The sequence below is a fragment of the Collinsella aerofaciens genome, from assembly GCF_015546965.1.
Classification (GTDB): domain Bacteria; phylum Actinomycetota; class Coriobacteriia; order Coriobacteriales; family Coriobacteriaceae; genus Collinsella; species Collinsella aerofaciens_X.
Genome location: NZ_JADMUF010000002.1, coordinates 21,268 through 34,064, shown reverse-complemented (window position 1 = coordinate 34,064; position 12,797 = coordinate 21,268). Strand labels below are relative to the sequence as shown.

The following is a 12,797-nucleotide window of genomic DNA, read 5'->3' as shown; positions in this document are numbered from 1 at the left end:
CGGACTAGGAGAACATGCCGGTGAGGTAATCATTCAGCCGCTTATCCTTGGGCCGTTGGAAAATCTCGTCAGTCTCGTCGTACTCGACCATATCGCCCATGTAGAAGAACGCCGTACGGTTGGACACACGCGACGCCTGCTCCATGTTGTGCGTCACGATGACGATGGCGCGGTCGGCAACGATCGACGACATAAGGTCCTCAATCGCCAGCGTCGAGATGGGGTCGAGCGCCGAGCAGGGCTCGTCAAACAGAATCACGTCGGGGTTGAGCGCCAGCGTGCGCGCGATGCACAGGCGCTGCTGCTGACCACCCGAAAGCGCATGGGCGCTCTTGTCGAGCTTGTCCTTGACCTCGTCCCACAGCGCCGCGCCGCGCAGACTTTCCTCGACCATGCGGTCGAGCTCGTCGCGGTCGGTGATACCGTGGCGCTTGGGCGCAAACGTGATGTTGTCGCGAATGGACTTGCGGAAAGGGTTGGGCTGCTGGAACACCATGCCAATGGACCGACGCAGCTCGTAGGTGTTCTCGGTCTTGGTGTTCACGTTGCGCCCGCGATAGTTGATCTCGCCCTCCACGCGGCAGCCGCGAATCTCGCGATTCATGAGGTTGAGGCTACGCAAGAAGGTCGACTTACCGCAGCCCGAAGGCCCGATGAGCGCCGTGATCTCGCCCTTGTGAAAGTCGAGCGACGTATTGTGCAGTGCATGGTGGTCGCCATAGTACACGTTGACGTCCTTGGTGGAGAGCACGACCTCGTCGCTCACGGCCTTGCCGCTCACGCGCACGCGCTTCTCGCTCTCCCCCACGCTCGACAAAAAGTCCTGGGTCTCGGACGATGCCGCCTCAGTTGCGGGCGTTGCATTTATCTCGCTCATTCGGCCGTCATCTTCCTTGCCAGTTGTTTGCCCACGATACGGGCGACTACGTTAAACAGCAGCACGCAAATCATCAGCAGCGCCGCGGTGCCCCAAACGATCTGCTGGGCCTCGGGACTGCCCTCGCCATAGATCTTGTAGATGTGCACGGCGAGCGACTCGCCGGGACGGAACACGTTCCAAGCGCAGGTGGGGCTCGACAGGTTAAAGCTCAAGAAGTTCAGGCGAACCGGCGAGCTCATACCCGAGGTAAAAAGCAGTGCTGCGGCCTCGCCAAACACACGGCCGGCCGAAAGCACGATGCCGGTCACGATGGCGGGCATGGCCTCGGGGATTAGGATGTGCAGCGTGGCCTCCCAGCGGGTGAGGCCCATGGCCAGGCACGCATCGCGCTGGGCCTGCGGCACGTCCTCGAGCGCCTGCTGAATCACGCGCACCAGGATGGGAATGTTGAACATGGTGAGCGCGACGGCGCCGGAGATGATGGAGTACTTCCAGCCCAGCTGTACCGAGAACACCAGAAAGCCGAACATGCCGACGACGATGGAAGGCAGCGAGGACAGCGTCTCGATGGCGGTGGAGGCGATGTCGCGGATGGGGCCGTTCGGCGCGTACTCGACCAGGAAGACCGCGCCGCCCAGACTGATGGGCACCGAGATGACCAGAGTAATCAGCAGCAGGTAGAACGAGTCGAACAGCTGGTAGAACACGCCGCCCTGGGTTCCGTTGGCGCGCGACGGCTCCGTGAGAAAGCCCGGTTTGAACAGCGTCGAGATACCCTCGAACAGGATATAGGCCACCATGGAGACGACGATGAGCATGACGATGGCGACGATTGCCGTCAGTACGCCCGTGGCGATGCGGTCCTGCTTTTGGACGCGCCCGAGTCTCGCCTCGTCGATATGAATGCGCGTGCTAGCCACGAGCCTTCGCCCCCTTGCGGCCTATAAGGTGAATGATCAGGATGAAGATGAGGCTCATGCCCATCAGCAGCAGGCCGAGCGCCCACAGAACATCGTCCTGGGCCGAGCCCTCGGCATAGACCGCCATGGACGTGGTGAGCGTGGTGGTGATGGTCGAGGCCGGCGACAGCAGCGACGTCGGCATGGCCTCGATACCGCCGATGACCATGCGCACGGCGAGCGTCTCGCCAAAGGCGCGGGTCATACCCAGGATGACCGCAGTCATGAGCGACGGCATGGCAGACTTGAGCACCACGTGCCAGATGGTCTGCCAGCGGGTGTAGCCCAGCGCGAGCGAGCCCTGACGGTAGCTGTCGGGCACGGCACGCAAGCCGTCGACCGAAAGCGTGGTCATCGTCGGCAGGATCATGACGGCCAGCACGATGGCGCCGGGCAAGATGCCCAGACCCGTGCTCACATGGAAAACGCTCTTCATAAGACCGACGACCACGTGAAAACCGATCAGGCCAAAGACGACCGAAGGAATACCGGTCAAAAGCTCAATAAGCGGCTGAAAGATCTTGGAACCAAACTTAGGGCTAATCTCGACCGCAAAGATGGCAGAGCCGATGGCGATGGGCAGCGCGATAAGCGTGGAGAGCACCATGACCGCAAACGAGGTGACGATCAGGGGCAGGGCGCCGGTGTAGGGCAGGCCGTTTTCGGCCGTGTTGGCCAGGTCCCACTTGGTGCCGGTGAAGAACTCGACGACCGAGACGCCGTCCTTGATAAAAGCCGAGAGGCCCTTTTGGGCGACCATAAAGATGAGCGCGGCAACGGCAAGCGTCACGAGCGCTACGCACGCGCCCGTGACGCCCAGGCCCACGTTCTCAAGGTCGCGCTTTGGCAGCTGTTTTGCCATTGCAAACCTTTCCGGGGCGATTACTTATTTAGCGGAGACCTTGCCGCTGGCGTCTTTGACGACCTTCATGGCAGAGACGGGGATAAAGCCCTGCTCCTCGACGAGCTTGCCCTGAACGTCGTCGGAGAGCATAAACTCCAGGAAGGCCTTGGTGGCCTCGTCGGCGTCCTTGGAGCAGTACATGTGCTCGGTAGCCCAGATCTTGAAAGAGTCGTCGGTGACGTTTTTGCTCTTGGGCTCGACGCCCTCGACTTTGATGGCGTTGAACTTGGAGTCATCGAAGTGCGAGAAGTCGAGGTAGGAGATGGCGTTGTCGGTACTGCCCATCTGAGTCTGGACGTCGCCGGACTTGTCGAGCTCGGCATCGCCCTTAAAGTCGACGGCCTCGTCGCCAAAGACGGCGGCCTCGAAGGTGGCGCGGGTGCCGGAGCCGGCCTTGCGGTTGAGAACGACGATGGTGGCGTCGTCGCCGCCGACCTCCTTCCAGTTGGTAATCTGACCGGAGAAGATACCCTTGAGCTGCTCGAGGGACAGGTCGTCGACCTTGACGTTCTTGGAGACGACGGGGCCCATGCCCACGACGGCGACCTCGTGGTCGACGAGGTTCTTGACCTGATCGGCCTCAAGCTTGGTCTCGGCGAAGACGTCGGAGTTACCGATGGTAACGGTGCCGGCGGCGACAGCGGTCAGGCCCTTGCCCGAACCGTTGCCCGAGCCGGAGACGGAGACATCGGGGTTGGCATCCATGAACTTCTCGGCAGCGGCCTCGACAAGAGCCTGGAACGAGGAGGCGCCGTCATAGGTCACCTCGCCGGAGACAGACTCAGCAGCGGCAGCGGCGCTGCCCGTATCGGCGGCGTCGGATGCGCCGGAGCCGCCGCAACCAACGAGACCGAGACCGACGATGCTGGCAAGACCACCAGCGAGGCCGAGGAACTGACGACGAGAATAAGCCTGATCGAGCATGATCTTCCTTTCATACATGCGACTCGCGGGCACCCTGCCCGCTTTGCTGTTTGGAAAGATACGGCCCCGATCGGGCGACGGCCGCCTTATCTGCGGTTTCTTACGGGCATTTGATAGACCCTTACCGCAAGCGCAGCACGGCCTTTACAAACGAATAACAAACCCGCCACCAAGCATGACCCGCCTTTTACACCAATAAAAACAAAGTTGCGGTGAAATAGTTCCTGCTTGGCCATCAAATGGCCCATTCTAGGAACTATTCCACCGCAACTTAGATTGGGAAACCGCGAAACCTTAAAGCTCTAATTCATTCAAACGAAGGATCGCAACAATATAGATCTTGAGCGCCTGCTTGAGCTGTTCCTCGTTGGCGCACTCGTTGGGACCGTGCATCTGGCCGCCCCACGCGGGCAGCTCCAGGCCGGTCTCTTCGGGGCCAAACGAGACGGCGCGGGCAAAGTTGCGCGCGTACGTGCCGCCGCCCATGGCAAAGGGTTCGGCATGCTTGCCAGTGAACTCGTTATAGGTATCGATAAGCGCCTTCACGGCCGGATCGTCGGCAGAGACCGAGAACGGTACCTTCGCGCGACCCAGCTGGCACGTCACGCCAAAGCGGCCGACAAGCGGCTCGAGCTGCTCGCGGATGGTATCAGCACTGGTGCTATCGGGGAAGCGCACGTCGATGACCTGCTCGATGTGGCCATCCACCACACGGATGACGCCGGGGTTGCAGGTGAGCGGGCCAAACGCCGGGCTCGTCGCGTCGATACCCAGGCCGCGGCCATAGGCGTCCGCATGTACAAAGGCCAGGAACTTGACAAACTCGTGCTCGGCAGGCGTCAGCAGGCGCTCGTCGCGTGCACCAAACGCGTCCTCGGCCTCGCGCAGATACGCCACGATCAGGCCGACGGCGTTAATCGTTCCCTCGGGCATCGAGGCATGACCGCCAATGCCGTGGGCAAAAATCTGCGCATGCCCGTTATCAAGCGCCGTGATCTCCAGGCGGTCGACGTTCTCAACGGGCGCCGGCAGCTCATCGGCGGCAATCGCAAGCTCGCAGATGGACTGCGACGGAATGGCATTGCTCGCCTCGGAGCCGCTCCACGACACGATGCGCCCGCCGTCGATCTTGGGGCTCACGAACGTCGCCCCAAACTGGCCCTTCTCGGCATTGCAGACCGGGAACTCGGCATCGGGCGTAAACAGAAAGTCGGGATTCGCGTAGTTCTCCAGATAATGGTGAACGTCGGACATGCCCACTTCCTCATCGCAGCCCAGCAGCGCGCGGAAGGTATAGCGCGGCACGATGCCGTGCTTGAGCAGGTAGGCGCCGGCGTAGAGCGACAGCACGGCCGGACCCTTGTCGTCGATCACGCCGCGGCCGAGCAGCCAGCCCTCGCGACGCTCCATCGCAAACGGGTCGGTGTTCCAGCCGGGGCCAGCGGGTACCACGTCAACATGGCAGATAGTCGCAAGCTGCTTATCGCCGCGGCCCGGGATATCGGCAATGCCCACATAACCCTCGTCGTCGCTTGTCTGGTAGCCGAGCTTTTGCGCAATGCCGAGCGCGCAATCGAGCGCATCACGGACCGGACGGCCAAACGGCGCACCGGGCTCCGCATTGGCAGCAACGGCCACAGACGGATAGCTCACCAGCTGTTCGATATCGGCGACGACATCTTCCCAGACCTCGTCGACATACTCGGTAACGCTCTGCTCCACCTGATTCATGGACGACCTCCTTACCAATGAGCGACGGGTACGCCCGCCCCTCACATTACGTCTATTAGATAGCGAAAAGTTTAGCAAGCTCGGCCACCGAGTGCACCACTGCATCGGCACCCGCCGCCTCGTGCTCACCCGGCGCCGCCGCGCCCGAATAGATGCCGACGCACGGCACGCTCATCGCGTGCGCGCCCTCCACATCGTTAAAGCGATCGCCGATCATCACGGCATCGCCCGCCGTCGCGCCGAGCGCCGCCAGGGCATCGCGAACCGAATCGGCCTTGGTCTCGCGCCCCTGCGACGGATTCATGCCGACCACCGCCTCAAACTGCGAAAGCCCGAGCTCACGCACCATGTCGATGCACTTTGCCTCCATGCGCGACGTCGCCACGGCCATACGCTTGCCCCGGGCGGCTAACCCATCCAGCAGCTCGGGGATCCCATCGAACACGGGGTACTCTTCCGGTCCCAGCTCATCAAAAAAGGCACGGTACTCGTCGGCCACCACAAGCGACTCCTCGCGGGAGAAGCCATAAAAGTCGTGAAAGCTCTTCCATAGGGGCGGCCCAATCATGCGGCGCAGGTCACCCATCTGCACCTCAGAAAACCCGCGTGCAGCCAGCGTCTTGCGCGTCGAGGTCATCACCGCCCGACCCGTATCGGCCACCGTGCCATCGAAATCGAACAGCACAACCGGCCGCCTGCATATCTCCAGCGCCTCCATCGGCATCCCTCTTCCCCAGTTGATGATTTCCACACCGTCACTTCAAACTGTTGACTATTCAACAATTGAACCTAGCAATGTAGAGCAACTCCACTATACTTGTCGCACTTTGCTCTCAGAAGGCGGCACGCAAGCGCCCCAACGAAAGGTGCAATTATGTCTTTTGCCATCATAACCGACTCCACGTCGGACATCTCCCCCGCCCGTGCTCAAGAGCTCGGCATTTACGTAATTCCGCTGCATGTGATTATCGAGGGAGAGGACCTGCTCGACCAGGTGCAGATTACCGCCCAGGAGTACGTCGCCCGCATGGCCGGCTCCGAGCAGCTGCCGCACACCTCGCAGCCGAGTGCCGGCGAGTTCAAGGCACTCTTTGACCGCGTACGCACCGACGGCCACGATAGCGCCATCTTTATCTCGCTGTGCAGCGAATGGTCCGCCTGCTATTCCAACGCATGCCTGGTCGCCGAGACCCACGAGCTCGACGTGCGCTGCATCGATTCGCGCACCGGCTCGGGCGCCGAGGGCCTGCTGGTGGAGTACGCGCTTGCCATGCGCGAGGATGATCGCAGCCTGGACGAGACCGAGACACAGATCCGCGCAACCCTGCCCGACGCCCACCTGCTGCTGATTCCCCGCACGCTCGAGAACCTCGTTAAGAACGGCCGCGCGCCCAAGCTCGCCGGCCAGCTCACGCAAATGCTCAACATTCGCCTGGCCGTTTCGCCGGAGTGGAAATCGGGCGAGATCAAGGCCATCAAAAAGGGCCGCGGCGCCAAGCGCATCGTCGCCAACACCATGGCCGATTGCCTCGCATTTTTGGCCGAGCATCCGGGCTCCAGCGTGCGCGTGCTCACGACCGGCGCCGCCGAGGAGCAGGAACTTGTCAACGAGACGCTCGCAGGCCAAGACTATGTAGACGCCGGCACCGGCCCCATCGGCTGCACCATCGCCACCCATGTAGGCGTCGACGCCATCGCCATCAGCTACTGCCCCCGCTACCAGCCCATCCACTAGGGGCACCTTTACCACTTGCGGTGGAATAGGGACTGTTTTTGACTTATCAGCCGCAAATCAATCCCTATTCCACCGCAACTTAGAAGCAGTTCATTTGGGACGGGGCTAAAAAGACTGGTATCAAACGTTTCAGACCAGTCTTTTAGCCCCGTCCCATTTTACCTACCCTACATCAGCCCGCTCAGGGCGATGTCGACGGCTTCGTTGAGGTCGTCGGTGATGTGGACAAGGTCTGGATCGAGTGGGCTGATCATGCCGGCATCCATCACCGGGCCGTTGAGCCAGTCGAACAGGCCCTGCCAGTACTCGCTGCCCACCAGAACGAGCGGCATGCGCTTGACCTTGTGCGTCTGCACCAGCGTGAGCACCTCGAACATCTCGTCGAGCGTGCCAAAACCGCCGGGAAACACGATGGCGCCCGAGCTGTATTTGACGAACATGGTCTTGCGCACAAAGAAGTAACGGAAGTCCATGCCAAGGTTCACGTATTTATTGAGCCCCTGCTCGTGCGGCAATTCAATGCCCAGGCCAACTGACTTACCGTTGACACTCGCCGCTCCCCTGTTGGCCGCTTCCATGATGCCGGGGCCGCCACCGGTGATGACCGCCACGCCACGTTGCGCGATCTTGCGCCCGACGGTACGCGCCGCCTTGTAGAGCGGATCGGTCTTAGGCGTGCGGGCACTGCCGAAGATGGTCACTGCGGGGCCAAGCTCGGCAAGCGCGCCGAAGCCATCGACAAACTCGGCCTGAATGCGCAGCACGCGCCAGGGATCGGCATGCAGCCAGTCGGTCAAATCTTCGGGCGCCAGCAGGTTGGCATAGGTGTTGTCCTTGGGAATCATGGGGCCGCGCATGACCACGGGGCCGCGGCGGTACGTCTCGTCGTAGGCAGGCTCGTCCTCGACGTTCTCATTCTTAATCATGGGTACTCCTATCGAGAAAAAGAAAAACGGGCGGGGTCGACGCCATGCGTCAAACACCCGCCCGAGCATCAACTATTCGGTATGGTACCCACGATGCATCAAGCACTTGCAAGCTATCGGTCAGCGGTCGCGCAGCCGATGCCGGCGCATGCGATGCCCGGTGCCGGTTGTGCACGGTCGATTGGCACGTGGCCTCGACACCGCGCAAGCGCACCCGCAAGCGCACCCGCAGCTCTTAGTAATCCACCGCGGCAGGGCTGTTCATCCAGTCGCTCACGAACGCGCCGTAACGGCCCTCGATAATGGCCTGGCGGGCACGCTGCATAAGGTTGAGCAGGTAGTAGATGTTGTGCATCGACAGCAGAATGCCGCCGAGCATCTCCTTCTGCGTGACCATGTGGCGAATGAGTGCGCGGCTGTAGCCGCCCGTGCACACCGGGCAGGTGCAGGTGGGATCGATGGGGCCGTCGTCGTGCGCAAAGCGCGCGTTGCGGAAGTTGAGGCGACCCTCGCTGGAGAACGCCGTACCCATGCGGCCCGTGCGCGTCGGCAGCACGCAGTCGAACATGTCGATGCCCACGCCCACACCGCGCACGAGGGTGGTGGGGTTGCCGACGCCCATCAGGTAGCGCGGCTTGTGCTTGGGCATGTACTCGCTTACGAGTGGTGCCAGGGTCTCGAACATGGTCTCGTGGTCCTCGCCCACCGAGTAGCCGCCAATGCCGTAACCGGGGAAGTCGCCGCACTCCTCCAGATGGCGCAGCGAGCGCAGGCGCAGATCTAGGTGCATGCCGCCCTGAACAATGCCAAAGAGCGCCTGGTCGTCGCGGGTATGCGCCTTATAGCAGCGCTCAGCCCACATGCTCGACAGCTCAACGGCGCGCTCAACGTAGGCGCGCGTGGCGGGATAGCCCGGGCACTGGTCGAGCTGCATGCAGATGTCGGAACCGAGCTTCATGGCGATTTCCATGTTGTCCTCGGGCGTCCAGAACACATGGCGGCCGTCATAGTCGTTGACGATAAAGCGCACGCCCTCGTCGGTGAGCTTGACGGCATCGTTGTGGCTGAAGACCTGGAAACCGCCCGAGTCGGTGAGGATGGGGCCGTGCCAGTTCATAAACTTGTGCAGTCCGCCCAGCTCGGCGATGGTGTCCTCGCCGGGACGCATGGACAGGTGATAGGTATTGGCAAGCACGATCTGGGCGCCGAGCTGTTTGACGGTCTCGGTAGGAATACCCTTGACGTTTGCCTTGGTGCCCACGGGCATGAAGATCGGCGTCTCGATGTCGCCGTGCGGGGTGTGCAGCACGCCGGCACGCGCATGCGTCGTCGGATCCTCGGCGATCAGATCGAATTTAAAAAGGCTCTGGTCCATAAACTGGAACTCCTTGGTTGCGGTTCATACGCAAACCATTATACGGGCAACCCGCAAAGAGCACCGACTCGACAGAAACTGGCGCAAAGGGGTCATAGTCATTGGAATCATTTCCAACAGCCAAGGCAACGCCGATGCTCTGGCAATGCCAGCGAGCGGTCGCCAGGGCGAACAAATTGGCATGAAAAGAGGGCGGCATAGACCTTCTGGTCATGCCGCCCTCTTTGAATGACAAGTTGTCGCCCTGGCGGCCGCGCAGCGTCGGCCCGTTACGGCGTTTGGTAAAACGCCGTAACCCCTAAGGCCGCTGGCCCATGCCACCCTCGAGGGTGACAGTCTCGCCGTTCATGTACTTAAAGTCGGGACCGCAGAGCTGAACGACAACGCGGCCGATTTCCTTCTCGACGTCGCCGTAGTGGCCTGCCGGCGGCATGTGGACATTGGCCTTGAACGCCTCGGGATAGGCATCCTGGAAGTTCTCGAGCGCAGCGGTCCAAGCAAGCGGACAAACGATATTGACGTTGATGCCGTCCTTGCCCCACTCGTTGGCGGCAACGCGAGTCAGACCGCGGATGCCCTCCTTGGCAGCGGCATAGCTGCACTGGCCGTAGTTGCCAAACAGGCCGGCGCCCGAGGCAAAGTTGACCACGGAGCCCTTGGTCTCCTTCAGGTGCGGATAGGCCTTCTGCATGTACAGATAGGTGGCATACAGACCGGAATAAATGGCCAGGTTAAACTGATCCATGGTGTGGTCGGCGATGGTCACACCCGAGGCGCTGGCCTGAGCATTGTTGACGACGGCGTCGATGCGGCCGAACTCCTCAATGGCCTTGTCGATGACGTTCTGGACGACAGCCTCGTTGTCCTGACCAGCCGAAACATCGGCCTGAACAGGCAGAACCTTGACACCGTACTCGGCCTCGAGGGACTCCTTGGCGGCCTCGAGCTTGGCGACGTTGCGGCCGGTGATAACGAGGTTCGCGCCCTCCTTGGCAAAAGCGATATCGATGCCGTAACCGATGGAGCCAGCGGAGCCGTCCTTAAGCGTGGCCTTGCCGCCGCCGGTGACGATCACGGTCTTACCAGTGAAAAGTCCCATATAAAGTCCTTTCAAATCGCGACGGGCGCACCCGCCGACTGCGCGCATCCAAATAAACGCGCCACAAGCTGAAATGCAACTTTAACGGGTTCAAGTGAAAAATAAAGCCCATGGCAGGCGAACGGCGCAACGTCTTTCGGCGAAGGGAATGTCAAGTAAAAATTGGATAGAGTGGCCGAGTTTTTGCTATCGACGCGAGCCATCGAACACGTTTTGAAACTTTGCTGCGGCGCGCGGGAAGTCGGCGCGAGACTTTATCATAGGATGACAAACAACGATGAGGAGCACATACCTATGACAGACGAGCTGGACCCCCAGACTCAACAGCATATTGATGATTCCGCAGACACCATTGACGACTGCGATACTTCTACCAGCAACGATGGCGGCATTGATGCCGCTGTCGAGGAGGGTGCTGCGGGCGCAGACGAGGCCGCAGACGCAAATGTCGCCGCAGAGCAAGACAAAGAAGAGCAGTTAGAGCAGCCGGACCCGAACGATACTGAGCCCAAGGCTGAGAACGCTCCGCAACCAGCGGCCCCCATCGAGGTGTCTTCGGAAGAAGAGCTCGACGCCGTCATGGACTCCATGATGGATGCCGTCAAAGCGATGAAGGACGCCGTCGCCGATGCCGATGTCGACGCTGAGGAAGAGGAAGCCGCCGAAGCTGCCTCGACGTTTGTGCCCGGCGAGACCCCGGTTGCCGACCAGGGCAGCACCATGCCCTCGTTCCTGCAACTCGAGCACCCCACGATCGGCGCCGACGCGGTCGACCCGCACGCAGCGGGCTTTTCCGTAATCGAAGGCGGCACCGGCAATATCGCCGCGCCGCAGACTGCCGATACGAATGCCGCCGAGGCCGCGCACCCGACCACCTCGCATTCCCCCGCCACGAGCCGCGACCTGGGGGGCGCCGTCTCAAACACCGCTAACGCCGTGGGCACTTTTATCGCCCAGGGCGCGTCGGCCATGCGCGAGATGAACGCCGCCAAGAAGGCACTCGCCGATGCCCGCGCCCATTTAGCCGAGCTTGAGCAGCGCATCGCTGACCAGGCAGAGGAACTCGAGACGCGCCAGGACATCGCAGGCCGCTACGATCAGATCATCGCCGATCAACGCCAGGCGATTGGCGCGGCACAAAAGACCGCTGCGGCAGGTGAAATTAACCGTGACGCCCATGCCGCCAAAGCGACGGAGCTCAAGGGCCAGCTCGAGCAAATGAAGGCAGAGGACGATGCGACCGAGCTCCGCCTGAAGGCTGCACTCGATGCCGTGGAAGCCCGCGAGGCGAGCTCGCGCGAGACCGGCAACCGCCTCGTTCGACGTCTTGAGGATTCCAAGCGCATCCGCGACAAGGTGAAGGCCGAGCGAGACGCCGGCATTGCCGCCGCACAACAAACCGTCGACGCCACGCGCGCCCAGCTCGAGACGCTGCGTCATGAGTATGCCGAGCTGCAACGCAATCCCTCGGCAAATCCCGCCAACTATACGGTGCGCACCAGCGAGCTCTCGATGCAGATCTCCGACACGGCAGATGCCCTGCGTAAAGCCGAAGAAGATGTCCCGCGCATCACCGCCGACCTTGAGCACTCGCTTGCCGCAGCCGAGCAGGCCGTCGAGCAGGCGCAAGCCCCCATCGCCGACGCAAAACGCGCGCACCAAGCTGTGACGACCGAGGCCGATGCCGCGCGCGACGAGCTGCAGACGGCGAAGACCGCCGCCGCGACGCGCCAGCGCGAACTGCGCGAGAAGATCGCTGCCGAGGACAAGGCACGCCGCGACCAAGAGCAGAGCATCGCCAACGCCCAAGCAGATGCCGCGCATGCGCAGTCGATTATCGAACAGGCGACCGAGGTGCACGACCACCCAGAGATCACTGAGTCGCTTGCAGGGTCCTTGGCCCGAGACAAAGCCGAACACGCCGAGACCGAGCGAGAAGTCACCCAGCTCGAGGCCACCGAGGACGCGGTGCGCGAGCGTACCCGCGACTCACGCATCAAATTCACCGGCGCCATCGTCTGCATCGTCGCCGCAATCCTGGTGATCATCCTAGTCTGGCTGTTCGCGAGCAAGTAACCACTCCCCAAAGACTACAAGGAGTGTCCCCAGGTGCCGGCACATAAGGAACGTCCCCAAGTACCAACAACGGCAACGCCGATGTTTTGGCAACGACAGCGAGCGAGTCGCATTTGAGACAAGGTGACGTGAAACGAAAGGGCGCTGACCTTCTGGTCGCGCCCTTGAAGTTGAACGTCAGATTGTCC

General features: G+C 61.7%; 12 protein-coding genes. 2 read left to right on the top strand and 10 right to left on the bottom strand.

Going from position 1 to position 12,797, the window contains the following annotated elements; genetic code table 11:
- Window positions 1-4: 4 nt before the first annotated feature.
- From pstB to I1M21_RS01835, 6 genes are all read right to left on the bottom strand, one after another.
- Window positions 5-877 (bottom strand): phosphate ABC transporter ATP-binding protein PstB, encoded by an 873-nt coding sequence (gene pstB / locus I1M21_RS01860; protein ID WP_195192201.1) that lies wholly within the window; start codon window positions 875-877, stop codon window positions 5-7.
- Window positions 874-1,800, bottom strand: coding sequence for a phosphate ABC transporter permease PstA (gene pstA / locus I1M21_RS01855; protein WP_195192200.1), 927 nt, complete (start codon window positions 1,798-1,800; stop codon window positions 874-876). Before pstA ends, pstB begins: the two co-directional genes overlap by 4 nt.
- Complete coding sequence (gene pstC, locus I1M21_RS01850) at window positions 1,793-2,701, bottom strand: phosphate ABC transporter permease subunit PstC (RefSeq protein WP_195192199.1); 909 nt, start codon at window positions 2,699-2,701, stop codon at window positions 1,793-1,795. The genes pstA and pstC overlap by 8 nt, the downstream gene beginning before the upstream one ends.
- A 24-nt stretch (window positions 2,702-2,725) precedes the next feature.
- Window positions 2,726-3,667, bottom strand: a complete 942-nt coding sequence (locus I1M21_RS01845) for a phosphate ABC transporter substrate-binding protein (RefSeq protein ID WP_195192198.1) — start codon at window positions 3,665-3,667, stop codon at window positions 2,726-2,728.
- A 294-nt stretch (window positions 3,668-3,961) separates the two neighbouring features.
- The gene (locus I1M21_RS01840; RefSeq protein WP_195192197.1) at window positions 3,962-5,398 is read right to left on the bottom strand and encodes a M20 family metallopeptidase; all 1,437 of its coding nucleotides are present in this window, start codon (window positions 5,396-5,398) and stop codon (window positions 3,962-3,964) included.
- 55 nt (window positions 5,399-5,453) lie between these two features.
- Window positions 5,454-6,083, bottom strand: coding sequence for an HAD hydrolase-like protein (locus I1M21_RS01835; protein ID WP_271762328.1), 630 nt, complete (start codon window positions 6,081-6,083; stop codon window positions 5,454-5,456).
- Window positions 6,084-6,272: 189 nt separating this feature from the next.
- Here I1M21_RS01835 and I1M21_RS01830 point away from each other — a divergent pair, with 189 nt between their 5' ends.
- The gene (locus I1M21_RS01830) at window positions 6,273-7,133 is read left to right on the top strand and encodes a DegV family protein (RefSeq protein WP_195192196.1); all 861 of its coding nucleotides are present in this window, start codon (window positions 6,273-6,275) and stop codon (window positions 7,131-7,133) included.
- A 167-nt stretch (window positions 7,134-7,300) separates the two neighbouring features.
- Here the strand turns inward: I1M21_RS01830 and I1M21_RS01825 are convergent, their stop codons facing one another.
- From I1M21_RS01825 to I1M21_RS01810, 4 genes are all read right to left on the bottom strand, one after another.
- A complete protein-coding gene (locus tag I1M21_RS01825; protein ID WP_195192195.1) occupies window positions 7,301-8,059 on the bottom strand; it encodes an LOG family protein in 759 nt (252 codons plus the stop codon).
- 235 nt (window positions 8,060-8,294) lie between these two features.
- Window positions 8,295-9,434, bottom strand: coding sequence for a tRNA guanosine(34) transglycosylase Tgt (gene tgt, locus I1M21_RS01820; RefSeq protein WP_055285790.1), 1,140 nt, complete (start codon window positions 9,432-9,434; stop codon window positions 8,295-8,297).
- Window positions 9,415-9,669, bottom strand: a complete 255-nt coding sequence (locus I1M21_RS01815; protein ID WP_229025528.1) for a hypothetical protein — start codon at window positions 9,667-9,669, stop codon at window positions 9,415-9,417. The genes tgt and I1M21_RS01815 overlap by 20 nt, the downstream gene beginning before the upstream one ends.
- Before the next feature lie 63 nt (window positions 9,670-9,732).
- A complete protein-coding gene (locus tag I1M21_RS01810; protein ID WP_006235414.1) occupies window positions 9,733-10,533 on the bottom strand; it encodes an SDR family NAD(P)-dependent oxidoreductase in 801 nt (266 codons plus the stop codon).
- A gap of 294 nt (window positions 10,534-10,827) precedes the next feature.
- Between I1M21_RS01810 and I1M21_RS01805 the strand changes: the two genes are divergently transcribed.
- Complete coding sequence (locus I1M21_RS01805) at window positions 10,828-12,609, top strand: coiled-coil domain-containing protein (RefSeq protein WP_195192193.1); 1,782 nt, start codon at window positions 10,828-10,830, stop codon at window positions 12,607-12,609.
- Window positions 12,610-12,797 lie beyond the last annotated feature (188 nt).